Origin of the sequence: Chryseobacterium sp. GP-SGM7, from assembly GCF_049166575.1 — a bacterium.
Taxonomy (GTDB): domain Bacteria; phylum Bacteroidota; class Bacteroidia; order Flavobacteriales; family Weeksellaceae; genus Chryseobacterium.
The window spans coordinates 475,109-500,521 of sequence record NZ_JBMHFF010000001.1 but is presented as its reverse complement, the minus strand read 5'-3'; the positions used below and the strand labels follow the sequence as shown (position 1 = coordinate 500,521).

The following is a 25,413-nucleotide window of genomic DNA, read 5'->3' as shown; positions in this document are numbered from 1 at the left end:
ATGAAAAAAATAATAATATCTACAATCGCTGTTTCAGCTATGCTTTTTACAGTAAGTTGTAATACAGATTTTGATACTGATGTAAAAGATATCGTAGTAACAAATGGTGAGGCAGATTTCTCTAAATTTATTTCTTTAGGAAATTCTCTTACTTCGGGTTACAGAGATGGCGCTCTTTATTCTGGCGGACAAAACGAATCTTTTCCAAGCATGATTGCTCAACAAATGAGACTTGCGGGAGGAGGAGAGTTTAAACAGCCTTTAATGCCAAATAATGTGGGCGGTTTTATCGGAATAACCGGTTTTCCCGGAAAACTTGAACTAAAAATGGTTAATGGAGCTTTAAGCCCTGTTGCAAATAATCCTGCAGCGGCTTTAGACAATGTTTCAGCTGGAAGACCATACCAAAACATGGGCGTTCCCGGAGCAAAAGTTTCACACTTATTAGCTGCCGGATATGGTAATGCAGCAGGTCTTCCGTTTGGTCTTGCCAATCCTTATTTTGTAAGGTTTGCTTCTTCTGCGACGGCTTCAGTTGTTGGTGATGCATTGGCTCAGAATCCTACTTTTGTATCTTTATGGATTGGGAATAATGATGTTTTGGGATATGCAACTTCAGGAGGAGATGGCTCAAACCCTATTACCCCGGTTGATGGAGCAGTAGGTGTAGGTTTTACAAATACTTATACAACCTTAGTAAATACGATTTTCCCAACAGGAACTACGAGAAAAGGTATTGTTGCTAACATTCCTAATGTTACTAATGTGCCGTTTTTCACTAGAGTTCCGGCAATGCCTCTTACGAATCTTACAGATGCACAAGTTTCTCAGCTGAACACAGCTTATGCTACGTATAATGCAGGTCTTGCTCAGGCAAAATCTTTAGGAGCAATCAACGATGCCGAATATCAGAAAAGATTAATTAAGTTTACGGCGGGAGCTGTTGCTAACGGTGCTGTGATTGCAGATAAAGACTTGTCAACTGTTCCGGGTTTACCAAAATACAGACAAACAACATCAAAAGACTATATTTTATTAACTGCAAGTACAGTTCTGACTCCTCAAGCAGGAGGTGGTACTTCTGTTCCGTTGGAGGATAAATTGGTCTTAACTGAAGCTGAAGCCGCTAAAGTATTAACTGCAACAGCGGCTTACAATACTACAATCAGAAGTTTGGCAGATTCTAAAGGTTTAGCTTTTGTTGATATGAATGAAAAAATGATAGAACTTAATTCTAAATCAGGAATTTCTTGGAATGGAGTTAAATATACCGCAACTTTCGTTACCGGAGGAGCCTTCTCGTTAGATGGAGTTCACCTTACTGGTAGAGGTTATGCTATCGTTGCCAATGAATTTATTAAGTCGATTAATAAAAAATATAGATCGACTTTACCACAGGTAGATGTCAATAAATATTCGGGTGTAACATTCCCTTAATATTCAGAAAGTATAAAAACTTAGAAACCACAGGATTGATTCTTGTGGTTTTTTTTTAAATTTGCAAAATCTAAAAAGTAAAAATGGCCGATCAGTTAAGTTATCTGTTTTCTACAAGGACGAGTAAGGACTTGGCAGAAAAAATTGCCCAAAATTATGGGAAAGAACTAGGGAAAATTATCATTCAGGAGTTTAGCGACGGCGAATTTGAGCCCGTTTTAGACGAATCTGTAAGAGGAGGAAGGGTTTTCTTAATAGGATCTACATTCCCACCTGCGGATAATCTTTTAGAACTTCTTCTAATGATTGATGCTGCGAAAAGAGCTTCTGCAAAAAGTATTACCGTAGTACTTCCGTATTTCGGACTTGCTAGACAAGACAGAAAAGATAAGCCAAGAGCACCAATCGGAGCGAAATTGGTGGCAAATCTTTTAACTGCAGCGGGAGCAACAAGAATCATGACGATGGATTTACACGCAGACCAGATTCAGGGATTCTTCGAAATTCCTGTTGACCATTTGTATGCGTCTACTATTTTTGTAGACTACATCAGAAACATGAATCTTGATAATCTTACCATTGCTTCTCCGGATATGGGGGGTGCAAAAAGAGCGAAAAACTATGCGGGTCACATTGGTGCAGACGTAGTAATCGCTTATAAAGAAAGAAAAAAAGCAAACGTGGTAGAAGAAATGTTCCTTATCGGGGATGTGGAAGGTAAAAACGTTATTCTTATCGATGATATGATCGATACTGCAGGAACACTTTGCAAAGCTGCAGATATTTTGATGGAAAAAGGAGCATTGTCTGTGAGAGCAATGGCAACTCACGGAGTGCTTTCAGGAAAGGCATATGAGAATATTGAAAAGTCCCAGTTGCTGGAAGTTATTGTAACTGACTCAATTCCTGTGAAAACTAGTTTGTCATCTAAAATAAAAGTGCTATCTTGCGCCCCATTATTCGCAGATGTTATGAAGATGGTGCATGAGCATCAATCTATTAGCAGTAAATTTGTTATCTGATTGATAATTAATTATTTGCAAGTTAAAAACAAAACAATTTTTTTAAATTATTTATAATGAAATCTATTACAATTCAAGGTACAAAAAGAGAAAGCGTGGGCAAAAAGTCGACAAAAGCTTTACGTGATGCTGAATTAGTTCCTTGTGTTGTTTACGGAGGTGGTGAGCCATTGAACTTCTCTGCAGAAGAGAGAGCTTTCAAAGGTTTGGTATATACTCCTGAAGCACACACGGTATCTATTGAAGTTGACGGACGGGTAATTCCTGCAGTTCTTCAGGATATTCAGTTCCACCCAATTACAGACAAGATTATTCACGCAGACTTCTACAGATTAGCTGACGATAAGCCGGTTGTTATGGAAGTTCCTGTAAGAATTACTGGTCGTTCTAAAGGTGTTGTAGCTGGTGGTGTTTTACGTCAGACTTTCAGAAAGTTAAAGGTAAAAGCTATTCCTGCAAACTTGCCGGATGAGGTAGTTGTTGATATTACTTCTCTTAAAATAGGTAACAAACTTTATGTAGGAACTATTAAAGCTGAAGGTTACACTTTCATGCACCCAGACAATGCAGTTGTTGTAGCTGTTAAAATGTCTAGAAATGCAGCAAAAGGCGGAGCAGCAGCTCAGGATGATGAGGATGAAGAAGAGGTTGCAACTGAAGGAGAAGCTCCTGCAGCTGAAGCAGCAGAATAAGAATTTTCTTACTCGAAATACATTAACCTGTCAACTTTTTGGCAGGTTTTTTTGTTTTTAGATTAAATCTATTATAGTTGTAAGCATCATATCCTTTCAGAAAAAAGCCGTAAATTTGATGCATTCTAAATAAAGAAACTTTTTAATTAAATTCTTAATAAATGTTTGACATTCAGGAAATCAGAAGTCAGTTTTCTATATTAAATCAGGAAGTGAACGGTAAACCATTGGTTTACTTAGATAATGCGGCAACCTCTCAGAAGCCCAACTCGGTTTTAGAGGTTTGGGAAAAATATTACAAAGAACTTAATGCCAATGTGCATAGAGGAATTCATACACTAAGCCAATTAGCAACCGAAGAAATGGAACTTTCAAGAAAAAAAATCCAGAAATTCATCAATGCTAAATACGATTTTGAAGTTATTTTTACCAAAGGAACGACAGAAGGTTTAAACCTCATCTCTTATATTTTAACTCAAAAGCTGAAGAAAGACGACGAAATTATTATTTCTTACCTCGAACATCATTCGAATATCGTTCCGTGGCAATTGCTTTGTGAAAGAACCGGTGCAAAATTACGAGTGATTCCAATCGATGAAAACGGGATTTTACAGTTAGATTATTTGGATCAGTTTTTAAGTGAAAAAACAAAAGTAGTTTCTGTAAATCAGGTTTCAAATGCTTTGGGAATTGTAAATCCGATTGAAAAAATTATTGCTAAAACAAGAGCCAATTCAAACGCTTATATTGTGATTGACGGAGCACAGTCTGCTCCTCATTTCACGATTGATGTTCAGAATTTAGACTGCGATTTCTTTGTTTTTTCTGGTCATAAAATGTACGCTCCAATGGGAACCGGAATTCTTTACGGAAAACAGGAAATTCTTGAAGATTTACCACCTTTTCACGGTGGAGGTGAAATGATTGCAGTTTGCTCATTCGATGGAACAACCTACGCTGGTTTACCTTTTAAATATGAAGCAGGAACACCCAATGTTGGCGGAAATATTGCTTTAGGAGCAGCAGTTGATTTTATTGAAAAAGTCGGGCAGCAAAATATTCAGAATCATGAAAATGCTTTGCTGGAGTATGCTCAAAAACAATTATTGGAAATTGATGGTTTAAAAGTTTACGGTGAAAAAGCGCACAGAACGGGCGTTGTTTCATTTAATTTGGAAGGAGTTGGTATTTCTTCGGATGTCGGGATGATTCTCGATAAAATGGGAATTGCAGTAAGAACCGGACATCACTGTACACAGCCGATTATGGATTTCTTCAAAATTGCAGGAACCGTTCGTGCAAGTTTTGCAGTTTATAATACTTTTAATGAAATCGATTTGCTGGTTGAAGGCGTAAAAAAAGCACAAAGAATGCTTTCTTAACAATTAACAGGCTGTTTCTATGAAGCAGTCTTTATTTTTTTTTAATGATGAAATATAAAATTTTTTACATTTTCGTATTATTGCTGTTTCCGTTATTTTGTAGCGCAACAATAATTCCCTTTGAGTATATCGACGGGAAAATAATCATCAATGTTGATATTAAAAATAAAAAGCACAATTTTATTTTTGACACAGGCGCTTTAACGATAATTTCTTCTGAACTAAAAGGTTCGTTGAATGAAAAGAAAAGCAATGTCATATTCGAAGCGACAGATGCCAATAACTCCAAATCTACAATGGATGTGTTCTCAACCAACGAGTTGAAAGTTTCTGATATTAAGTTTAAAAATACAGATTTTTCGTTCGCAGACATAAGCTGGATGGAATCTCGTGCCTGTAAGAAAATAAGCGGAATTTTTGGAGCAAATATGATGGCAAATAAATTTTGGAGGCTCGATTTTAAAGCCAGAACAATCGTTGTTTCAGACCAGCCAATTAAAAATTTAAGTGAGGGAATTTCGATACCTTTTACTGAAGAAAATTTTACTCGCGTTCCAGCAATCAGTGTCAGTATTAAAAAAAAGAATTTCAACGTGTTTTTTGATACAGGGTCGGGTTCTGGTTTTACGCTGGATTCAAAATCTTATGATTTAGTAAAGGACAATAATTTTCTGACTTTTGAAGGGCTTTTATCGCAATCTCTGAATAGCATTAGTAAAGGTGAAAAACAGCTTGATTTGATGGAAGTAGAAATTAATCATACTCTCTTAGGAAATCAGATTGTTGATAACAGTAACGATTCCCGGAACTTGGTTGGAACAAGATTCATGGAAAATTACATCGTCGATTTAGATTTTATTTCTAAAAAAATCATTTTAAATAAAACAGAGAGAACTCCCGAATACAACAGCTTTGGAATTTCTCTTGCTCCCGTTGATAATCATTTGGTGATTGTAAATAAACTCAAAATTCCTCTTTTGTCAGAACTAAATATTGGTGATAAGATTATCAAAGTTAACAATATTGATATTTCAAAAATAAGTCTTGAAAATTTCTGTGAAATCAAAAAGATGATGGATAGCAATCAAGTTATTACCATTCAAAAAGAATCGGGAAAAGAGTTTAAACTTGAGAAGAAAAATATTTTAGAATATTTGAATTAATTTTAATTCACAATTTGTTCAAATCGTTATTTAATTGTTTTTGTAATGTATTTTGTTACATTATAGATTTTGACAATTGTTCAAATTCCCTTTTTATCGGCTTTCTTAGAAATGTTTATCCTAATTTTGTCCGGTAAAATTTATTCAATTCATGGAATTATTAGAAAAATTAAACTGGAGATTTGCCACCAAAGCAATGAACGGGCAGAAAGTACCACAGGAAAAAATCGATAAAATATTGGAAGCTGCAAGATTAGCGCCTACATCAAGCGGTTTGCAGCCCTTCGAAGTGATTGTAATCAGCAATCAGGAAATAAAAGAGCAAATAAAACCTCATGCCTGGAATCAGCCACAAATTACAGATTGCTCGCATCTTTTGGTTTTTGCAGCCTGGGATAATTATACGGAAGAAAGGATCAACAAAATGTTTGATTTAACCAACGAAATAAGAGGTTTTAAAAATGAAGGCTGGGAAAATTACAGACAACAGCTTTTGGCAATGTACCCTCCAAGACCGGCTGAAGAAAATTTTACTCATGCAGCGAAACAAGCGTATATTTCTTTCAGTGCGGCAATTATTGCAGCTGCTTTTGAAGGGGTAGATTCTACGCCAATGGAAGGTTTTTCACCTGAAGAAGTTGACAAAATTTTAAATTTAAAAGAAAAAGGTTTAAAAAGTGTTCTTCTTTTGCCAATCGGATACAGAAATTCTGAAAACGACTGGTTGGTTAACCTTGCCAAAGTGAGAAAATCAAAAGAAGATTTTATCACAGAACTGAATTAATGGCTAATTTTTTCTTCATAGAAAAATCCCTTTCAAAATTATTTTTGAAAGGGATTTTATTTTTCTCGATCTATTTTATCGGGATTTTGTCTTGTATCGAAAACGTCTGCAATTGTAATATGCTGACTCATATTGTCAACAGAATAAATAATTTTATAATTTGATTCTACAATATAATGATATTCAATAGTTCTGTTTTCAAGTGAAAATTCTCTTTGACCGATTTTGGGATTATCTATTAATTTATCCGGAGCTGAAAGAATTTTGGTGATGATTTTTAATGCAATCTGATGGCTTTTAGATGTTTGTTTATAATAATTGAAAATTTCATCAATCTGTTTTTCTGAAAATTAAGATCAAATAATTTTGTATTTCACGATGAATATTTTGAAAGAAGTTCGGAAGTTGTTTTAAATTTTTTATTTTTAAAATCATCTTCAGATTTAGAAATTCTGTCGTTCATTTCTTCTACAGTAAATGGATCAAAACTTTTTTCTGCCTTGAATATTTTTAGTGCTTTTGAGTAGTTTTTCAAACTGAGCAATTACTTCCTCGCTTTGAAGCTTGAGGAAGTCTTGTAAAAATTCTAATTTTCGAGTCTGAATATCCATTTTAGAAATAATTGATAATCAAACGTATAAAAATAATTTTAGAATTAAAAATCCCTCTCAAATAGATGAAAGGGATTTTTTAATATAAATTTTAAATCTTCTTAAATTAAAACTGAGTAGTCGGTTTCCAATCCACAACTGCTCTTATAAACGCTTCCGCATTTTCTACAGGAATATTGGGTAAAATTCCGTGCCCGAGATTCACAATATATTTATCTTTTCCGAAACGGTTAATCATTTCATGGACCATTTTTCTGATCGTTTCGGGCGTAGAATGTAATCTTGAAGGATCAAAGTTTCCTTGTAAGGTCACAGAATTACTGGTGAATTGTCTCGCCAATTCCGGAGTAATCGTCCAGTCTACACCAAGCGCGGAAGCTTTCGATTTTGTCATTTCGTCCAACGCAAACCAACATCCTTTTCCGAAAACCACAACATGAGTTAAAGGTGCCAAAGCTTCAACAATCTGATTGATGTATTGCCAGGAAAATTCCTGATAATCTGCCGGAGAAAGCATTCCGCCCCACGAATCGAAAACCTGAATAGCAGAAACACCTTTTTCAACTTTTCTTTTCAGATAAGCAATCGTAGTATCTGTGATTTTTTGTAATAATTTGTGTGCTGCTTCGGTTTGTAGGAAACAAAAAGATTTAGCAATATTGAAATCTTTCGAGCCCCTTCCTTCGATGCAGTAGCATAAAATCGTCCAAGGTGAGCCAGCGAATCCAATTAGCGGAATCTCATTATCTAACTTTTCTAAAGTCATTTCTATCGCATCAAAAACGTAACCTAAAGTGTCGTTTACATCAGGAACGACGATGTTGTCAACCTGTTCTGCTGTTCTGATGGGTTCATCCAGCCAAGGTCCAACCGATTCCTTCATTTTGAAATCAATTCCCATTGCTTGTGGAACTACCAAAATATCAGAAAATAAAATAGCTGCATCCAAAGGAAATCTTCTGATGGGTTGAACGGTGATTTCAGAAGCCAGTTCCGGTGTCTGACATCTTGTGAAAAAATCGTATTTGTCTCGCAAAGCAATGAATTCCGGCAAGTATCTTCCTGCCTGTCTCATCATCCAAACTGGTGGTCTTTCTACAGTTTCTCCACGAAGTGCTTTTAAATATAGGTCGTTTTTAATCATAACTTTTTAGTTGAACATTGTCGGTTTTTATTTGATTGCTTTAAGATTTGGATTTTCTTAAAGTTTCATTTATTACCGACAATAAATTTAACAGGGTATTTTCACTACTCGTGAAAACCTCAGATTTTGTATGTTTTCTTATCTCTTTGGAAGTCGTTTTTCCCATCGAAAAAAGAAGAGTATTTTCCAAAGAATTATTTTTCGCAAAACTACGAACTCCACTTGGGCTAAAAAAAACTATGGCATGATATTTTTCATATATCGCAGGATTCAGTTCTTGTGTGTTATAAATAGTGACTTTTTCATACTGAATATTCTGCAACGGAAGTGTATTATCCAAAACATCAATTGCTAAATTTCCACAAAAATGAATAAATTTTTCATGAGCACAATTGTCAATAATAAATTTTGCTAATGTTTCTGCATTTTTTAAAACCTTATAAGTTCCGAATCCGTTTTTTCGAAGTTCTTTTTTAGTTTTTTCGCCAACACAATAAATTTTGTTATAGTTTTTAGCTGTGAAATCTTCATCAGGTTTAAATCCGTTTTCAAAAAAAGATTTAACGCCATTTAAGCTGGTGAAAATTAACGATTTGTTTTTTAAATCAAAGTTATTTACAGGGATCGATTTTGTTTTTATTACCTCAATGCAATCAACCGAAATATCACTTCCTAGTTTCTCGGAGATGTATTTTTGGTCTAAATTTTTGGTAAATAAAATGTTCATGATTGAATGCTGATTTTTAACGCAAAGGTTGCAAAGATTTTCTTTTACATTATTGAGAATATTTTTCGTTCGCTATGGCGTTTGACTTCGTCGAATCTTCGATTTCACTCAGCAAAGAGCGAGATCAATTAGTTTGCTGGTTTATCCTTTAATTTTAAATCAGAGACCTGCTGTCTAACTTTAGTCATAAAATCTTTTCCCGGATCTTCTTTTCCGGTGAAATATTTTGGGTCAGACTCTCTCCATAATTCAGAATTTCTGAAAACTCCGTACTCTGAATGACCGATGAGGTATTCGATCTTATATTTTTTAGTTAAATATCTTATTAATTGGGCATTTGCCTCGATTTGTTTTTCAGTTAAAGGTTGGTTTTTGCTTCCGATATTTTCAACTCCAATCGCACAATAATTTAAACCAATGGTATGTCTGGCAAATTGTGTGGGCTCCATTAGTTGATAAACCGTTCCGTCACGATCGATAATATACTGGGAGGAAACATTTAATGTGCTTTGCTTTTTTAAAGTATTTCTTGCACTCTCCAGATGAGTTTTGTTGAAATATTTGAAGTTGCTTTCAACTGTTCCGCCCGCTGTGTAATGAAGAACGATCATTTTGGGAACAATTGTAGCTGTTTTTTGGTTTAAGCCGTGATGGTCTTTCAGATATTCTAAACTTAAAGCAACTCTTTCCGCAGAGTAATTTATAGGTTTATCAATGATTTTTAAACCCAAATCTTGTGCAAAGCTGAAATTTAAAATAAATAAAAAAAGAGCGAAAATTATCTTTTTCATGGAAATTATTTTGAATATTGATAATGTCCCGTAATGTCAAATTTAAAAAGACAATCTTCCATAACCTGTCCGGCTCCGATATTATGAACAATTAAATATCTTTTTCCATCAGCAGATTTTTTATTCACTACAATCCCGATGTGTGTTAAATTTCCGGGAAGAAGCCAGGTCACAATATCACCGGGAACATACAATTCAGGTTTTGTTTCAGTAGATTTTGATTTTCCGAATTTGGTGAAAAAAACCTGCAGGTTAGGAACTCTTCTGTGGTCGATATTCGTGTCGGGTTTTTTCAAGCCATACTTTTTCGGATATTTAGAAAAATTATTCTTCATATCTTCATGCACTTCTTTCTGAAGATCAATACCTAATTTTCTGTATGCTCTAATGATGACGTCTGTACAAACTCCTTTGTCTGCAGCTACATCACCATTAGGATATGGTATTGAGTAATAGGCAGGATCGTAGGTCACTTTATCTTTCGTTAAACTCAAAGCGGCATCAGATAATTTTTGTGAAAACGGATTTTGCGCATTTACTGTAAAAACAAATAACAGGAATAGAACTATGGAAAAATATTTTTTCATCGATCGGAAATTTAAATAAAGACTTTTTGTAAAGTTCAAAAATAAATTTTAAACCTAAAGATGTTTTAGGCATAAAGAAATGTTAAGATTCAGATACCTTTAATTTACCTAAACCTTAAATCTGACTTTTAATCTCAGCCATCAATTCCTTTCCGCCGTTTTCCAAAACAATGCTGGCGAATTTTACTCCGAAATTTTCGTCATTATTATATTCAAAATTTTCGTCGGCAGCAATGTAATTTTTTCCGTCTAATGAACAAAGTGCTGCTTTAAATCTGATTTGATTATCAAATTTTTCTGCAAAAGCTCCAATCGGCGCTGTACAGCCGCCTTCCAAAGTGCTAAGGAAATTTCTTTCCATTTCTACACAGATTTGGGTTTCCTGATGAGAAATTTGCTTCAGAATATCATTGATTTCTTTTTTATCCGAATGCCCTGCAACGGCTACAACACCTTGAGAAGGCGCAGGAATCATGAAAGGAATAAATTCATAATCGATATCCATTTTCATTCTCTTAATTCCGGCAAGAGATAAAATCGTGGCGTCAAAATCCTGCTCTTCTAATTTTTGAAGTCTGGTCTGAATATTTCCTCTGATGTCAAAAAACTCGGTTTCAGGATAATGTTTTAGCCAGAAAGCCCTTCTTCTTAAACTGCTTGTTGCTAATTTAAGCTCGTGAAATTCTTTATCAATCGCAGATTTTCTTTTAATCAAAACATCTTGCGGGTGATCTCTTTCCAGATACGAAACAATTTCTATGTTTTCGGGAAGTTTAGTAGGAACATCTTTTAATGAATGAACGGCAATGTCGATTTCATCATTTAATAAAGCAATATCTAAATCTCTTGTGAAGACACCGGTGATTCCTAACGAATACAACGGCTGATTAAGATTTTTATCACCTGAAGAAATAATAGGGACAATCTCGGTAAGATAGTTAAGGTTCTGCAACTGTCTTGCAACTTCTCTTGCCTGCCAAAGTGCAAGTGCTGAATTTCGGGTTCCTATTCTAATGCTTTTCATTGAATTCGTTATTGGGTTGTTCGACTAAAATTTCGTGCATTAATTTACTAATTTCTTCGGCTTTCAAAGGGTTGTCTATGATATATTTTGCAAAACGATTGGTGATTTTCTGAATCATCCTTTCAGAAAGCTCCATGTCGTTGATATTGATGTATTTGTTTTTTCTGTAGAAATTATGCATTTCATTTCGCTCCATATTTTTCAGGGAAGCTTTGAAATGGTGAATATTGGGTGCCAATTTTCTCTTTTTTTCCCATTCCAGGAAATCTTTTGTCATATCTTTAATAATGACTTCCGCTTTAGGAATTTCTTTCTCTCTTTGCTGAATAGTTGCCTGAATTTGTTTTGAAAGCTCATCAACGTCAATTAAGGTAACATTCTCAATCTCCAAAACATCTTTATGTACATTATGCGGAATTGAAAGATCGATAATAAGAATTTCTTTTCCGTTTTTTAAATGAGATTTATTGATGATCGGGGTTTTCGCTCCGGTCGCAACAATAAGAATGTCTGTGTTTTCTAATTCCTGGTCAAGATTATTATAATCAATATTCGGAATGCTGTATTTTTCCGAAATCTTGGCTGCCTTTTCCTGAGTGCGGTTGGCGATTTTTATTTTAGGCTGATAAACATGTTTTACCAGATTTTCAACCGTGTTTTGCCCGATTTCTCCAACTCCGAGGAGAAGAATGTTTTTTTCGGTGATTCGTTTCTGATTATTTAATATATAATGAACAGCTGCGTAAGAAACCGAAGCGGCTCCATTTGAAATTCCCGTTTCGTTTTTTATTCTTTTTGAAATCTGAATGGCAGAATTAATCGATCTTTCCAAGTAAGGATTAGAATTTTGTCTTTCTTTCTTAAAACGGGCATAAGCTTTTTTGATCTGTCCGATAATTTCAAAATCACCAATAATCTGGCTTTCCAATCCTGCCGCAACTCTGAATAAATGATTCAGCGCTTCTTCCTTGGTGACAATGTTTGCAAACTGAAGAAAGTCTGAAAGATTAACGCCAATTGTTTTACAATATTCTTCGGCCACAAAAAGATAGTTTGAAGTCGTGGTATAAATTTCCGTCCTGTTGCAGGTGGAAACCACAAAAGCATCTCCTAAATTTTCATCGTGAATTCGGGTGACAAAGTTTTTAATGTTTTCATCAAAAAATGCAAACTTTCCTCTCGTTTCGGCATCCGCCTTTTCATAACTGATCGATAATACGGCAAAATTTGATGTCTGATGTATATTAGAATACTGTACCATAAGCAGTGGCAAATTTACGGAAATTTTAGTCAAAGATTTTGCAATTGTTTGTATGATAATTATCGTAAAAAGCTATGAAAACGGATTTTAAACTTAAATTAGAATGGGTAAAAATAAAAACAGTTAAGGTTATATACTTTATAAATTTTAATAAAAATTTAACCAAATTAGATGAAAGTTATTATTTTTTACTAGTGTGAAATTTATATCTTTGTAAACTTAAATCAAGGAGAAAATTATGAGTTTATTCGATATGTTTACGCAGGAGATTGCGATAGACCTTGGTACTGCCAACACACTTATCATCCATAATAATAAGATTGTTATAGACCAGCCTTCAATTGTCGCAATTGAACGTTCTACAGGTAGACCGATTGCTGTCGGTGAACAGGCAAAACATATGCAGGGTAAAACCCACGAAGATATTAAAACAATTCGCCCGCTGAAAGATGGAGTTATTGCAGATTTCCATGCTTCTGAGCACATGATTAAAGAATTTATCAAAAAAATTCCGGGTATCAAGGGGAGATTTATTCAGCCTGCTTTAAGGATTGTTATCTGTATTCCTTCAGGGATTACGGAAGTAGAAAAAAGAGCAGTGAGAGATTCTGCCCAGAAAGTAAACGCAAAAGAAGTGCGTTTGATTTATGAGCCAATGGCTGCTGCAATAGGAGTTGGTATTGATGTTCAGAAACCCGAAGGTAACATGATCATCGACATAGGAGGCGGTACTACAGAAATTGCTGTTGTCGCTTTAGGAGGTATTGTTTGTGATAAATCTGTGAAAATTGCAGGTGACGTGTTTACCAATGATATTGCTTATTTCCTGAGAACTCACCACAATTTATATATCGGAGAAAGAACTGCCGAAAGAGTGAAAATTGAAGTAGGTTCTGCTGTAGAAGATCTTGATGTAGATATCGACGATATTCCGGTACAGGGAAGAGACCTTATTACAGGGAAGCCAAAAGAAATTATGGTTGGTTATAAAGAGATCGCAAGAGCTTTAGACAAATCGATTATCAGAATTGAAGATTCTGTAATGGAAACACTTTCTCTTACGCCGCCGGAATTGGCAGCAGATATTTACAAAACAGGTATTTATCTTGCAGGTGGAGGTGCTTTGTTAAGAGGTCTTGCAGACAGATTACACAAAAAGACGGGTCTTCCTGTTTTCGTGGCAGAAGATCCTTTGAGAGCTGTTGTTCGCGGAACAGGTATTGCTCTTAAGAATATGGATAAATTTAATTTCTTAATTAAATAATTTTAACTTTTTACGACTTTTTATCTGAATGGGATTTTTGCTGAGATTATTTTCTAAGAATGCTCTTTTCGTATTCTTTATTTTTCTGCAAATTATTGCTCTCATTTTGATATTCTCTAAGAATGCCATGCAACAATCCTGGCTTGCGGGTCAAACTGCAGCTTTCAATTCATGGGTTTCCGGAGGGATTGATGAAGGGGTTTCTTACCTGAAATTAAAACAGGTCAACGAAGATCTTGTTGCTCAAAACAAATCTTTAATGGTGGAACTTTACGGGAAACAAGGCACCGCAAATCCTCAATTCAGAAAAGTACACGATACTTTGGGAGGCGGGCAAATCTATACTTTTGTTGACGGTGAAATTGTTTTCAACAGCATCAACAGAAGAAACAATTATTTTACCATCAACCGCGGAACAAGAGATGGGGTGTACCCTCAAATGGGCGTAATGGCCCCTAAAGGAATTGCCGGAATCGTTATCAACTCTACCGACAGTTACGCTTTGGTACAATCAGTCTTAAGTGTTAATAAAATAAGAATTAACGCAGCACTGAAAAATTCAGGCTATTTCGGGACGTTGACTTGGAAAGGAGATAATTCTCGGGTAATGCATTTGGCAGACGTTCCAAAATATGTTTCCCTGAAAATTGGAGACACCATAGAAACTGATGGGAAATCAGCGATTTTTCCTAAAGGTGTCATGATTGGTAAAATTGCAGGTTATACGGTAGATAACAAAACAGGATTTTGGGATATTTCAGTAGAATTAAGTGAAAAAATGGGCGCTTTAAACAAAGTTTTCGTTGTTAAAAATCTTAAAAAAGCTGAGGTTCAAAAAATTCAGGACACATTACAGGCTGTAATAAAAAAAGAAAATGATTAGCAGAACCGTATTTACAGATCTTTTGATCATGGCTTTTCTGGTTGCATTACAGGTTTTTGTATTGAACAGGATTACGCTGTTTGGTAAATTCACGCCGGTTTTATATCCGGTTTTTGTGATGTTTTATCCTTTTTTCAGAAATAAATTTCAATTTTTAGCTTTAAGTTTTTTAATAGGCCTTTCCGTTGATGGTTTTCTTGGTACATGGGGAATTAACGCAATGGCAACTACTGTAATTGCTTATTTCCGTACGTTGATTTTCCGTACATCTACAGATACTTCTACAGATTTCTTTTCATTTCAGTCTTTGCAGTGGACGCAGTTTCTGCTGTTTCTGTTCTCAAGTATCTTTCTGCATCAGCTTTTGGTACAGTATATAGAGTTTTTTAAATTCAGCAGAATTTTTGAAATCTTACTTAATGTGTTGGTAACTAGTGGAATTTCCTTTATATTTATCATAATTTACGCATTAATCTTTAAAATCAAACAGAAAGTTTGAACGCACGCCATATAAAAATCTTATCCGTTCTCATCGTCATTGCTCTTATTTTTGTGGCAAGACTTTCTTATTTACAGTTGTTTACAGATCGCTATGCGCTGAATGCTGCCAATACCTCCATTAAAACTGAATATGTAATTCCGCAACGCGGAGTTATTTTCGACAGAAACGGAAAAATTATGGTAGGAAATCAGCCTGCTTATGAAGTTTCTTTTACACAGGCATTAATGAAACCAGATTTTGATACACTGGCTTTCTGTAATTTAATGAAAATTGAAAAGAGTGATTTCATAAAAAAAATTAATACAATTAAAACTGAAAAATATTATTCTAAACTTACGCCGATGACTTTTCTTAAAGATTTAAGCAGAGAAGACATTGCTAGAGTTCAGGAAATTATATTCAAATATCCTGCATTTAACATCGTACAGCGTCCGCAAAGACAATATGAAGTTTCTACTTCAGGAAATCTTTTAGGTTATACAAGTGAGGTGAATGACAGAGAAATCAAAAAAGATTCTGTGTATTATCTTCCGGGTGACCTCATCGGAAAAACGGGTATAGAAAAAGCCTATGAAAAAGAACTTCGTGGCGTAAAAGGAATAAAATATATTCAGAAAGATATTAAGCTTAGAAATGTCGGGCCTTACAAAAATGGTTCTTTAGACCGTGATGTCATTACCGGAAAAGATATTACACTTACTATCGATTACGATCTTCAGAGAATAGCTGAAGAAATGTTGGTGAATAAACATGGTGCGATTGTCGCATTGGACCCGAATAATGGTGAGGTTTTGGTTGCTGCAACAGGACCGGACATTGATCCTAATCTTTTCACAGGACCAAACAAATCTAAAAATCTTTACGCATTATCAAAAGATACAATTTACGAGAATAAACCAACTTTTGACCGTTCTTTACAGGCGGGTTATCCACCTGGTTCAACGTTCAAATTATTGACTGCCTTAGCGGCAATGCAAATGGGAGTGATGGACGAAAAAACGATCTTCCCTTGCGGTGGTGGTTTCTTTTATAAAGGTAAAAGAATTAAAGGTCACGGCGGAGCAGATCCACTGATTCCATCCATTCAGGTTTCCAGTAACTGTTTCTTCACCTATGCATTTATTGCAATTATTAAAAAATATCCCGGAAACCCCTCTAAAGGTGTAGACGAATGGAAAAAAATCATGAGCAGCTTCGGGGTTGGTGAATTTTTAAATAACGATTTCGCTGTCGGTGCTAAAGGAAAAATTCCTTCCGGAGATTTTTACGAAAGAAGGTTCAAAGCAATTATAAAAGCCAACGGTTCAACCAAGCAGGATTATAAAAACTGGGACGAAATGTCAACAGGAGCTATTTATAACGGAATGGGGCAGGGTGATGTGATGGTAACACCGCTTCAGTTGGCAAATTATGTCGGTGCAATTGCAAATAGAGGTTGGTATTATACACCTCATATTGTAAAATCAATTGATGGAAAACCAAATCCAGATCCTAGATTTAAAGTTAAACATCAGACTTTGGTTGATCCTAAACATTTCGAGCCTGTTTTAAAAGGTATGGAAGCTGTAGTTTTAAGAGGTACAGCAAGAGGTCTGATGTCTAAAGATTTTACTCAATTGGCAAAAACAGGAACAGCGCAGGTTCCGCAAGGAAAGGATAATTCTATTTTTGTCTTGATAGCTCCCGCTGATAAACCCAAAATCGTAGTTGTTGCGGTAATGGAACACGCCGGATTTGGTGCAACTTGGGCAGGCCCCGCTTGTACAGTGATTGCTGAAAAATATATTACAGGTGATTTAAAGCGTGAGCATCTTTACAAAAAAATGATTACGTCGAGTTTCATGCCTGAATACAAACGACAATGGATTGTCGATTTAAAGCGGAAAGGTCTTTACAAAGAGCCAAAACCCGATTCGCTTAAGCTTAAAAGAATTCAGGACAGTCTAAATTTTATTAAGAAAAAGAAAGAAGCGTTGCAGAAACAAATCAATACAGAAACCAAAAAACCTAAGAAACCATGAAATGGACAGAAGGAATAGATAAATTGGGTCTTGGTCTGTATTTGCTCTTGTGTTCATTCGCAATTGCCAATATTTACAGTGTTAATAAAGATTTAGGAGAAAAACAATTGATTTTTTTCGGAATTTCTCTTTTTGTTGGTCTAATTATTTTTGTCAGCAGAAGCAAGTTTTTTGAAAATATGTCGGGTATCATTTACATTGGGGGAATTTTACTTTTGGTAGGGCTTTTTCCTTTTGGTACCGAAATATTAGGGCAAAAAAACTGGTATAAATTTGGCGGCGTCACAATGCAGCCGGTAGAATTTTCAAAAATCGGGGTTTCTCTGATGTTGGCAAATTATGTTTCCGGATCAGAATTTAATCTTAAAAACAGAAAATCTTTAATTACTGTTTTCGGGATTATAGCAATTCCTGCCATCGTGGTTCTGGCCATTCCTGATGTTGGCTCATTGCTTGTATTTACCGCATTTTTTATTGCTTTATACAGAGAAGGGTTATCCGGAAAGCTATTTTTAATCGGAGGTCTTTTTGGGGCTGTTTTCTTGATCGCAAATTATCTCAATGATCCGTTGCAGTGGAGCTTATGGTATTTTACCGTATTCATTATTGTAATCGGAGGTTTATGGTTTGCTTTTAATGCTGCTTTTCTTCGGAAAAACATTTATACTCTTTTACCGGGCGTGGGAATCGTTTTACTTTTAGCTGCTTTGTCGTTTATATCTCCGGTTATTTTTGAAAAACTTCCTAAACATCAACAGGAGCGTGTAGAAGTTTTGTATAAAGGAGAGAGAGAATTCCGAGATACTTCGGGTTATAACTTATTGTATTCAAAAACTGCCATCGGTTCGGGTGGAATGTTTGGGAAAGGATTTCGTCAAGGATCTGTTACGCAGGGAAAATTTGTACCGGAGCAGGAAACAGATTATATTTTCTGTACCGTGGGTGAAGAATGGGGTTTTGTTGGAAGTGCCATTCTGGTTTTGTCTTACATGGTTTATATCGGGCGAATCTATTACCTCGCAGAAAAGCAGAAATCAGTATTTAACAGAGTTTTCGGATATAGTTTTGCTTCTATTCTTTTAATGCACTTTTCCATCAATTTAGGTATGGTTATGGGGCTTTTTCCCACAGTTGGAATTCCGTTGCCATATTTCAGTTATGGTGGAAGTTCATTACTTGCCTTTTCCATTATGACTTTTATTTTCTTTAAACTCAATTACGCAGATAAAAACAGTTTGGTGTAGAAGAGGGAAGTTGGATGATGGAAGTTTACAACATCACTCTTCAATTATTTTTTTATTTAAAATCAGTAAGAGATATAAATTTCTCATTCCGAAACAAATAATTTCTAAAAACAAATAACAACCATGAGAGAAGCCTACGTCATTGACGAGAATTTCGACAATATTGATTTCACTCAAAGAACTTTGGATTTAGGAGAATACGAGAACTGTATTTTCAGAAATTGTAATTTTGAATATGCAAATCTTTCCGAATTTAAATTTACCGACTGTGAGTTTATTGAATGTAATTTAAGCATGACAAAACTCGTCGGCACAGCTTTCAGAAATGTTGTTTTTAAAGATTGTAAAATGTTCGGAATGCAATTCAATGAATGCAACGAATTCGGAATGTCATTCAAGTTTGAAAATTGTGCATTAAACAATTCGGGTTTTTATAAATCAACCATTAAAAAAACTCTTTTCAAAAATTCAAAGCTAATTGAAGTCGATTTTTCTGAAGCTGATATTTCAAATTCTGTCATCTCAAACTGTGATTTAAGTGGAGCAATTTTTGACAGAACCAATTTAGAAAAAGCAGATGTAAGATCTTCTTTCAATTATACAATCAATCCTGCTTCAAACAGGCTAAAGAAGACCAAATTCTCACTTTCTGAAATTCACGGGCTCTTACGTCAACTTGATATAGAAATCGATAGAAATAGTTAATTTAAATTCTTTTAGAGTCTTACAAAAAATTAAAGCCATCAAATCTGATGGCTTTATATATAATCAATTATTTAAGACTAAAAATTATTAGTTGTAGTTGCTAAATTATTGTAGTTATCTCCGTTTTCGTTGATCACTCTTTTTGCGAATCTGAATTTAGGCCCCCAATAAGAATCATTCAGTGAAGAAATCATCACTCCTTTCGAAGTTGCGGCATGTATAAACTTTACTTCACCTTCCTCTGTTACATCTTCTACAATTCCTACGTGTGAAATTCTTCTGCCATGAGAAAAGAAAATTAAGTCACCTTTCTGAAGATTTTCTTTATCTACTGCTTCTCCTTCCTGAGATTGTGAAGCGGCAACTCTTGGTAATGTAAGTCCTGCTGCTGCACCAAAAACTGATAATACAAATGCTGAACAATCAATTCCGCTTCTTGTAGTTCCTCCGTATCGGTAAGGAGTTCCGATGTAAGTAGAAGCTTCTGTTAAAATATTATCGATGGTCTTGTTATGCTTGATCGCTTTTGCGATTTCAGAATTTTTTATAGAATTCCTAACATTAGATAGCGCAACTGCTTTTTCAGAGATAAAAGAATTGAGTAATGTTTTCTTATCTTTCTCTAACTGAGTGTCTAAAGCCGTAAGTTTGGCATCTGTTTTGTACTCTTTATTGTAAGTTGCCGGTTTTGAAACGACGTAATTTGTTACGCATGATTGAAGTGATATTGTAGAAACGAAAGCAACTAAATAAAACAAAACTCTTTTCTTCATATATTTTTTATTGTCCGTGTTAAAAAGGTATATTTTTCTCTAAAGCCTTACAAAAGTAGATATATCTGTTAAAACAACCTCGATATGATTATTGTCATGTAATTGTTTTAACATATTTTAACAGCTCAAGGACGTATGTTAAAGAAAAACAGACCGCCATGTGCCTATTTCGGTAATATTGCGGTTTTTTTTATTAAGATTTTTTAACAATATATATACACATTCCTTTATTCATCGGATTTTACATTTTTATAATTATTAAAAATGGTCATAATAAATTATAAAAAAATTCCCCGGAAAACCGAGGAATCTATCTAATATGGAACTTTACAGATGTTATCTTGTAAATAACATTTCTCTATATTTTGTCATTGGCCAAAGCTCGTCATCCACCATCATTTCAAGATCATCAGAAGCTTCTCTGATTCCTTCGAATAATGGAATCACTTTCGTGCAGTAATCTTCTGCCTGCTTCTGACTGCCGCTAACAGCTTTCGCTGTTTCTCTTGCTGCGATCAAATCTTCAACGCCTAATTTAATTTTAGAAACGTTCTCAGAAATATTGGTAATCAGGCTCATTTGCTCTTTTGCCAATGTTTTAAATTCTTTATCCCCGAAAATCTCTTTAAGACCTTTTACGTTCTCGATCAATCTGTTCTGATATTTTAAAGCTGAAGGAATGATGTGGTTTCTTGCGATGTCGCTCAAAACTCTTGCTTCAATATCAATAACAGTAGAATATTTCTCTAATTTGATTTCATTTCTTGCCTCAACCTCTCTGTGATTGAAGATTCCCATTTCTTCATAAAGATCCAGGAACTTCTGATTCATTTCCTGCTTCAAAGCTTCAGGAGTTGTTTTCCAGTTATTTAGTCCTCTTTTTTCAGCTTCCAGAGCCCAGTCGTCAGAATATCCGTCACCTTCAAACATAATGTTTTTACACTGCTTGATGTATTCTCTTAAAACGTTGAAAATTGCTTCGTCTTTTTTAAGACCTGTTTCAATTAAGGCATCAACTTCTTTTTTGAAATCGTTCAATTGTTTTGCAGCAATTGTGTTCATTACCGTCATAGATTCTGCGCAGTTTGCAGAAGAACCTACTGCTCTGATCTCGAATTTATTTCCTGTAAATGCAAATGGAGAAGTTCTGTTTCTGTCAGTATTATCCAACAAAATTTCAGGAATTTTTCCTACAACATTTAGTTTTAAATCTGTTTTTTCGTCTGGTGAAAGTTTTCCTTCTGTTACTTTTTCAAGCTCTTCCAAAACTCTGAACAACTGGCTTCCGATAAATACGGAAATAATTGCCGGTGGAGCTTCGTTTGCACCCAATCTGTGATCGTTGCTTGCAGATGCGATACTTGCTCTTAAAAGATCAGCATATTCGTGAACCGCTTTAATTGTATTCACGAAGAAAGTTAAGAATTGTAAGTTTTTCTTAGGATTTTTTCCCGGGCTTAAAAGGTTTTCGCCTGTATCAGTTGCTAAAGACCAGTTGTTGTGCTTTCCGCTTCCGTTTACTCCTGCGAAAGGTTTTTCGTGGAATAAAATATGGAAATGATGTCTGTGAGCAATTCTTGCCATAACGTCCATCAACAAAGAGTTGTGGTCAACCGCGACGTTTACTTCTTCAAACATCGGAGCCAGCTCGAATTGGTTTGGGGCAACTTCGTTGTGTCTTGTCGTAACCGGAATACCTAATTTCATACATTCAACCTCCAGTTCTTTCATGAAATTCATGACTCTTGTAGGAATTGAACCGAAATAATGGTCATCCAACTGTTGTCCTTTTGCTGGAGAATGTCCTAATAAAGTTTTACCTGTTAAAACCAAATCCGGACGAGATTGATACAATGCTGAATCAACCAGGAAATATTCTTGCTCCCAACCTAAAGTAGGAGTTACTTTTGTTACGTTTTTGTCGAAATACTGCATTACATTGGTTGCAGCTTCGTCTACAGCGTTCAAAGCTCTTAAAAGGGGTGCTTTATAATCTAAAGTTTCTCCTGTATAAGAGATGAAAATTGAAGGAATACATAAAGTGGTTCCCATAATAAATGCCGGAGATGTAGGATCCCAAGCTGTATAACCTCTCGCTTCGAAAGTGTTTCTGATACCGCCATTCGGGAAAGAAGATGCATCCGGTTCCTGCTGAATCAATAAATTTCCGCTGAATCTTTCGATCGCTCTACCTCCTTCGATTGGAGTGAAGAAAGAATCGTGCTTTTCTGCAGTTGTTCCTGTTAACGGCTGAAACCAGTGGGTGTAGTGGGTTACCCCTTTGCTCATTGCCCAGTCTTTCATTGCTACAGCTACCTGATCTGCAATGTGTCTTTGGATTTTAGTTCCTTTTTTCATCGCATCCAAAATAGATTGAAATGCTTCTTTTGTTAAATATTCTCTCATTGTTTCCTCAGAGAAAACATTGGTGCAGAATAATTCTGACAATTTTACAGGAACTTCGATAGAATTATCTTTTCTAAAGTCCTTAAATGGTAAAGTTTCTAACGCTTTGAATCTTAAAGTCGACATATTGAGTTTGATTTTTACGGGGCAAATTTACGAAAAATATTAATTGAAAATAAAATACCCCTATATTTTTTAAAAGATTTAATAATTAAATGTATTTTAAATTTAAAAATACCCTTATTAAAATGCGGGTTTGTTGTAAAATTATTTAAAATTTCATAAATCGAATTAATGCTAAAGAATTCTTATTTTTGAGTAAACCCATTTCACATGATTAAAAAAATCATATTCATCACTGTTTTTTTGCTTTCCCAAGTAGTGCTTTCTCAAAAGTCGGAATCCATTTATTATGATAAAGATTGGAAAGTTACTACAAAATCCAATGCTTTATATTATAGATTGATGCCAGTGAAAGAAGTTGGCGAATTGGTTTTACTTCAGGATTTTTACATCAACGGTACACCACAGTTTGAAGGCTATGTTTTAAAGAAAGATGAGAATACCTATGTTGGAGATGTTGTTTGGTATGATGAAAACGGAAATGACAGTAATTTTTATCAGTATCGTAATGATACAAAAAACCTAACTTTATTATATTATTATCCCAATGGAAAAGTGCGAAAGAAAGTTCAGTATAAAAATGGTGTGAAAGATGGTGAAGCTGTAATTTATGGAACTGATGGAACGGTCTTAATGAAAGGCGTTTATATAAAAGGAAAACCTGAAAGCGGAAGTTTTGAAAATATAAAGAACAGTGATGATTATAGGTCGACCGAACAAAATGATGAAAATTCTGAGTCAAATAGATCTGCTGTTACCAATGATGCTCCAATAGTTGAAGTCGCGTCCCCAGAAATGATCGAAACTGCCGCCGGAGTTGAAGCAGAAAATCCTTCTGAGAAACGTGAAAAGAAAAACAAGATTACACAAAAAATATTCTGGGCAAATTCAAAGCAATTGGCTCAGGAAACGGTGTATGAAATTGGCACTTATGATTTTAAGCCAATCTCACGAAAGGATTACGATAAATCCGGGAAATTAATTCAGTCCCTAAACGAAACTCATTTTAAACTGTATGGAAATAATATCGAAAATGGGACGGAATATCAATATTATCTCCAAAATAATTTTGCAACTCAAATTAGATCTGCTTCAAACTTTGTTAATGGAGATAAATCCGGAAAGGAAATTACCTATTTTCCTGATGGAAATGTTGCCTTTGAAACAAATTATAAAAACGGTTTAAAGGAAGGAGATGAAATTGTGTTTAACGTAAACGGAACCGTGAAAAGTAAGCGGATTTATAAAGAAAATGAGCCTTTTAATGGTAATTTTGATGTACGTGTCGGAGAAGTTTTCGTTAATCTAAATTATATAAACGGTTTGAGAGAAGGCGAAGCTATTGCGAAAGATGAAGGAGGTAGAGTTATTGCCAAAGGAATTTACAGAAACGGAAAACCTTTCAACGGAACTTTTGTCGAAAAAATGGATGATCGTTCCGATAATTATGAACTGATGAACTTTGAAAATTTTAAAAAAACCGGATTACAGAAAGTCTTCGCATACAGACTGGAAAATTTAGAAAAAACGTATACCGTAAAAGATGAGAAGTTAAACGGATTGACCACTTTTTATGACAACGGTAAAGTCGTAGGAACTGTGGAATATAAAAATGACTTGCCATACAACGGGACTTTAATAGAAGATGCAGGAGCTAGAGTATATAAAGATGGAAAAATCTCTGAAGAAACTTTTTTCCAGGATCATTATAATAAGGACAGAATTCAAAAGCAAAAGTTGTATGGAAATGGGGTTTTGGAGAAAATCAAAAATTATTCTTTCACGATTTCAGAAAAGCCACAGGATTTTTATGAGGGAATTTTTAAAAATGGAAAACCTTTCTCAGGATATTTTGAAACGGAAGATGACCGCGAATTCAAACAGGTAAATTATTTTGAAAACGGAATTTTAAAATTTCAATACTCAAATGATTATCTGAAAAATATGGATAATTATGCGCATCAGGTTTATAACATTAAATCTATCTATAAAGACGGAAAAATTTTTGACGGAGTAGAATACAATCTCAATAAAAAACAATTTATCTCAAGATATTGGAAAAACGGCGTTTTACAAAGTTTCGACTGGGATTTGTTTGCCATGCATTATTTCAACAGAATTCATTTTGAACTTAAAAATAATACAATCGAAATCGGCGATTTGCAGGCGAACAGAAAAGCGGAAATTAAAATTGATCCGTCTAAAACTGATTTCAATAAACAGCTTTTTATCGATGGAAAATTAATTGATTCAACAAAAAAAGAATATTTAGAATCAAAATATAAAGAAGGAATCACTATTTACCATGTGAAAGACGGAAAAATTGTTTCAGCTAATCTAAGTCCGCAGAATGTATCAATCGAACCAAGCGAAGGGACGGAGTTGTTTTACAAAGTTTATTCGGTTGTAAATGAATCATCAGATGTTCAGAAAAGCTTTAATGATTTATCAGAAAAATTTATTTCAAATAAATTCATGGGAGAAACTGATGAAAAAGAAATTATTGCCGGGATCAAGACCGATTCTCAAGGCAAACCAAAAGACGGAATTCTCATTACGCCAACTCAGAATAATACCTACACCTTACAATTGTATTTCAATAGAAATTTGATCAAAACTGTTGATAAAGTTCGTTTTGGTAATATTAAAGATGAGATCAAAAAGTTGGAGGGATTAGATTAAATTAAATGGATGTCCGTAATTAGTAGTAATTTAATTTTTAGCTCCATTTTTGTCATTCTGAAAGAATCTCAACACACTGAAATAAAATGATTTAGATTCCTCCGGAATGACAAAAAGACTGCTGATTTTAGAATTATGATTAAAAACCGGACATTCATATTAAATTAAATAGGATTTCTGAATAT

23 protein-coding genes are annotated in these 25,413 nt (G+C 34.7%); 13 read left to right on the top strand and 10 right to left on the bottom strand.

Annotated elements, in window-relative coordinates:
- The 6 genes from ACOOWA_RS02350 to ACOOWA_RS02325 all read left to right on the top strand — a co-directional run bounded on the left by ACOOWA_RS02350 (position 1) and on the right by ACOOWA_RS02325 (position 6,480).
- Positions 1 to 1,437 (top strand): G-D-S-L family lipolytic protein, encoded by a 1,437-nt coding sequence (locus ACOOWA_RS02350; RefSeq protein WP_421372969.1) that lies wholly within the window; start codon positions 1 to 3, stop codon positions 1,435 to 1,437.
- An 83-nt stretch (positions 1,438 to 1,520) separates the two neighbouring features.
- On the top strand, positions 1,521 to 2,459 hold the full coding sequence (locus tag ACOOWA_RS02345) for a ribose-phosphate pyrophosphokinase (protein WP_421372968.1): 939 nt from the start codon (positions 1,521 to 1,523) through the stop codon (positions 2,457 to 2,459).
- Positions 2,460 to 2,515: 56 nt separating this feature from the next.
- Positions 2,516 to 3,151 (top strand): 50S ribosomal protein L25/general stress protein Ctc, encoded by a 636-nt coding sequence (locus tag ACOOWA_RS02340; protein WP_421372967.1) that lies wholly within the window; start codon positions 2,516 to 2,518, stop codon positions 3,149 to 3,151.
- 161 nt (positions 3,152 to 3,312) lie between these two features.
- Complete coding sequence (locus tag ACOOWA_RS02335; protein ID WP_421372966.1) at positions 3,313 to 4,533, top strand: aminotransferase class V-fold PLP-dependent enzyme; 1,221 nt, start codon at positions 3,313 to 3,315, stop codon at positions 4,531 to 4,533.
- Between the two features lie 44 nt (positions 4,534 to 4,577).
- The gene (locus ACOOWA_RS02330) at positions 4,578 to 5,696 is read left to right on the top strand and encodes an aspartyl protease family protein (protein ID WP_421372964.1); all 1,119 of its coding nucleotides are present in this window, start codon (positions 4,578 to 4,580) and stop codon (positions 5,694 to 5,696) included.
- Positions 5,697 to 5,847: 151 nt separating this feature from the next.
- Positions 5,848 to 6,480 carry an NAD(P)H-dependent oxidoreductase gene (locus ACOOWA_RS02325; RefSeq protein ID WP_421372963.1) on the top strand — a complete coding sequence of 211 codons (633 nt, stop codon included), beginning with the start codon at positions 5,848 to 5,850 and terminating at the stop codon, positions 6,478 to 6,480.
- A gap of 56 nt (positions 6,481 to 6,536) precedes the next feature.
- Here the strand turns inward: ACOOWA_RS02325 and ACOOWA_RS02320 are convergent, their stop codons facing one another.
- From ACOOWA_RS02320 to hemA, 8 genes are all read right to left on the bottom strand, one after another.
- Complete coding sequence (locus ACOOWA_RS02320; RefSeq protein ID WP_421374632.1) at positions 6,537 to 6,815, bottom strand: type II toxin-antitoxin system RelE/ParE family toxin; 279 nt, start codon at positions 6,813 to 6,815, stop codon at positions 6,537 to 6,539.
- A 38-nt stretch (positions 6,816 to 6,853) separates the two neighbouring features.
- Positions 6,854 to 7,015 (bottom strand): hypothetical protein, encoded by a 162-nt coding sequence (locus ACOOWA_RS02315; protein WP_421372961.1) that lies wholly within the window; start codon positions 7,013 to 7,015, stop codon positions 6,854 to 6,856.
- Between the two features lie 182 nt (positions 7,016 to 7,197).
- A complete protein-coding gene (gene hemE / locus ACOOWA_RS02310; protein ID WP_421372959.1) occupies positions 7,198 to 8,235 on the bottom strand; it encodes a uroporphyrinogen decarboxylase in 1,038 nt (345 codons plus the stop codon).
- Between the two features lie 40 nt (positions 8,236 to 8,275).
- Entirely contained in the window at positions 8,276 to 8,962 is a 687-nt protein-coding gene (locus tag ACOOWA_RS02305) for a uroporphyrinogen-III synthase (protein ID WP_421372958.1), read from the bottom strand.
- Positions 8,963 to 9,090: 128 nt separating this feature from the next.
- Entirely contained in the window at positions 9,091 to 9,753 is a 663-nt protein-coding gene (locus ACOOWA_RS02300; protein ID WP_421372957.1) for a peptidoglycan recognition family protein, read from the bottom strand.
- A gap of 5 nt (positions 9,754 to 9,758) precedes the next feature.
- Positions 9,759 to 10,340: a DUF1287 domain-containing protein gene (locus ACOOWA_RS02295; protein ID WP_421372955.1), complete on the bottom strand. Its 582-nt coding sequence runs from the start codon at positions 10,338 to 10,340 to the stop codon at positions 9,759 to 9,761.
- Positions 10,341 to 10,455: 115 nt separating this feature from the next.
- Positions 10,456 to 11,364, bottom strand: a complete 909-nt coding sequence (gene hemC / locus ACOOWA_RS02290; RefSeq protein WP_421372954.1) for a hydroxymethylbilane synthase — start codon at positions 11,362 to 11,364, stop codon at positions 10,456 to 10,458.
- Positions 11,351 to 12,625: a glutamyl-tRNA reductase gene (gene hemA, locus ACOOWA_RS02285; protein WP_421372953.1), complete on the bottom strand. Its 1,275-nt coding sequence runs from the start codon at positions 12,623 to 12,625 to the stop codon at positions 11,351 to 11,353. Before hemA ends, hemC begins: the two co-directional genes overlap by 14 nt.
- 238 nt (positions 12,626 to 12,863) lie before the next feature.
- On the opposite strand from hemA, the gene ACOOWA_RS02280 reads away from it, so the two are divergent.
- From ACOOWA_RS02280 to ACOOWA_RS02255, 6 genes are all read left to right on the top strand, one after another.
- Complete coding sequence (locus ACOOWA_RS02280; protein WP_050378070.1) at positions 12,864 to 13,889, top strand: rod shape-determining protein; 1,026 nt, start codon at positions 12,864 to 12,866, stop codon at positions 13,887 to 13,889.
- Positions 13,890 to 13,917: 28 nt separating this feature from the next.
- On the top strand, positions 13,918 to 14,772 hold the full coding sequence (gene mreC, locus ACOOWA_RS02275) for a rod shape-determining protein MreC (RefSeq protein WP_421372952.1): 855 nt from the start codon (positions 13,918 to 13,920) through the stop codon (positions 14,770 to 14,772).
- Positions 14,765 to 15,271 carry a rod shape-determining protein MreD gene (locus ACOOWA_RS02270; protein WP_421372950.1) on the top strand — a complete coding sequence of 169 codons (507 nt, stop codon included), beginning with the start codon at positions 14,765 to 14,767 and terminating at the stop codon, positions 15,269 to 15,271. Before mreC ends, ACOOWA_RS02270 begins: the two co-directional genes overlap by 8 nt.
- Positions 15,268 to 17,295, top strand: a complete 2,028-nt coding sequence (locus tag ACOOWA_RS02265; protein WP_421372949.1) for a peptidoglycan D,D-transpeptidase FtsI family protein — start codon at positions 15,268 to 15,270, stop codon at positions 17,293 to 17,295. The genes ACOOWA_RS02270 and ACOOWA_RS02265 overlap by 4 nt, the downstream gene beginning before the upstream one ends.
- A complete protein-coding gene (gene rodA, locus ACOOWA_RS02260) occupies positions 17,292 to 18,539 on the top strand; it encodes a rod shape-determining protein RodA (protein ID WP_421372947.1) in 1,248 nt (415 codons plus the stop codon). The genes ACOOWA_RS02265 and rodA overlap by 4 nt, the downstream gene beginning before the upstream one ends.
- A 123-nt stretch (positions 18,540 to 18,662) precedes the next feature.
- Positions 18,663 to 19,244, top strand: a complete 582-nt coding sequence (locus tag ACOOWA_RS02255) for a pentapeptide repeat-containing protein (protein ID WP_421372946.1) — start codon at positions 18,663 to 18,665, stop codon at positions 19,242 to 19,244.
- Between the two features lie 77 nt (positions 19,245 to 19,321).
- Here the strand turns inward: ACOOWA_RS02255 and ACOOWA_RS02250 are convergent, their stop codons facing one another.
- Complete coding sequence (locus ACOOWA_RS02250) at positions 19,322 to 20,017, bottom strand: C40 family peptidase (protein ID WP_421372945.1); 696 nt, start codon at positions 20,015 to 20,017, stop codon at positions 19,322 to 19,324.
- Positions 20,018 to 20,353: 336 nt separating this feature from the next.
- Positions 20,354 to 22,549: a glutamine synthetase III gene (locus tag ACOOWA_RS02245; RefSeq protein WP_421372944.1), complete on the bottom strand. Its 2,196-nt coding sequence runs from the start codon at positions 22,547 to 22,549 to the stop codon at positions 20,354 to 20,356.
- Between the two features lie 207 nt (positions 22,550 to 22,756).
- On the opposite strand from ACOOWA_RS02245, the gene ACOOWA_RS02240 reads away from it, so the two are divergent.
- Positions 22,757 to 25,228: a toxin-antitoxin system YwqK family antitoxin gene (locus ACOOWA_RS02240; protein WP_421372943.1), complete on the top strand. Its 2,472-nt coding sequence runs from the start codon at positions 22,757 to 22,759 to the stop codon at positions 25,226 to 25,228.
- Positions 25,229 to 25,413 lie beyond the last annotated feature (185 nt).

Bases quoted from the DNA above. Each gene is read 5' to 3' on its own strand.
- mreC (WP_421372952.1), top strand. From the start codon at position 13,918: ATGGGATTTTTGCTGAGATTATTTTCTAAGAATGCTCTTTTCGTATTC.
- ACOOWA_RS02250 (WP_421372945.1), bottom strand. From the start codon at position 20,017: ATGAAGAAAAGAGTTTTGTTTTATTTAGTTGCTTTCGTTTCTACAATA.
- ACOOWA_RS02270 (WP_421372950.1), top strand. From the start codon at position 14,765: ATGATTAGCAGAACCGTATTTACAGATCTTTTGATCATGGCTTTTCTG.
- ACOOWA_RS02300 (WP_421372957.1), bottom strand. From the start codon at position 9,753: ATGAAAAAGATAATTTTCGCTCTTTTTTTATTTATTTTAAATTTCAGC.
- rodA (WP_421372947.1), top strand. From the start codon at position 17,292: ATGAAATGGACAGAAGGAATAGATAAATTGGGTCTTGGTCTGTATTTG.
- ACOOWA_RS02245 (WP_421372944.1), bottom strand. From the start codon at position 22,549: ATGTCGACTTTAAGATTCAAAGCGTTAGAAACTTTACCATTTAAGGAC.
- ACOOWA_RS02240 (WP_421372943.1), top strand. From the start codon at position 22,757: ATGATTAAAAAAATCATATTCATCACTGTTTTTTTGCTTTCCCAAGTA.
- ACOOWA_RS02280 (WP_050378070.1), top strand. From the start codon at position 12,864: ATGAGTTTATTCGATATGTTTACGCAGGAGATTGCGATAGACCTTGGT.
- ACOOWA_RS02350 (WP_421372969.1), top strand. From the start codon at position 1: ATGAAAAAAATAATAATATCTACAATCGCTGTTTCAGCTATGCTTTTT.
- ACOOWA_RS02325 (WP_421372963.1), top strand. From the start codon at position 5,848: ATGGAATTATTAGAAAAATTAAACTGGAGATTTGCCACCAAAGCAATG.
- ACOOWA_RS02340 (WP_421372967.1), top strand. From the start codon at position 2,516: ATGAAATCTATTACAATTCAAGGTACAAAAAGAGAAAGCGTGGGCAAA.
- hemE (WP_421372959.1), bottom strand. From the start codon at position 8,235: ATGATTAAAAACGACCTATATTTAAAAGCACTTCGTGGAGAAACTGTA.
- ACOOWA_RS02305 (WP_421372958.1), bottom strand. From the start codon at position 8,962: ATGAACATTTTATTTACCAAAAATTTAGACCAAAAATACATCTCCGAG.
- ACOOWA_RS02345 (WP_421372968.1), top strand. From the start codon at position 1,521: ATGGCCGATCAGTTAAGTTATCTGTTTTCTACAAGGACGAGTAAGGAC.
- ACOOWA_RS02330 (WP_421372964.1), top strand. From the start codon at position 4,578: ATGATGAAATATAAAATTTTTTACATTTTCGTATTATTGCTGTTTCCG.
- hemC (WP_421372954.1), bottom strand. From the start codon at position 11,364: ATGAAAAGCATTAGAATAGGAACCCGAAATTCAGCACTTGCACTTTGG.
- ACOOWA_RS02335 (WP_421372966.1), top strand. From the start codon at position 3,313: ATGTTTGACATTCAGGAAATCAGAAGTCAGTTTTCTATATTAAATCAG.
- ACOOWA_RS02255 (WP_421372946.1), top strand. From the start codon at position 18,663: ATGAGAGAAGCCTACGTCATTGACGAGAATTTCGACAATATTGATTTC.
- hemA (WP_421372953.1), bottom strand. From the start codon at position 12,625: ATGGTACAGTATTCTAATATACATCAGACATCAAATTTTGCCGTATTA.
- ACOOWA_RS02295 (WP_421372955.1), bottom strand. From the start codon at position 10,340: ATGAAAAAATATTTTTCCATAGTTCTATTCCTGTTATTTGTTTTTACA.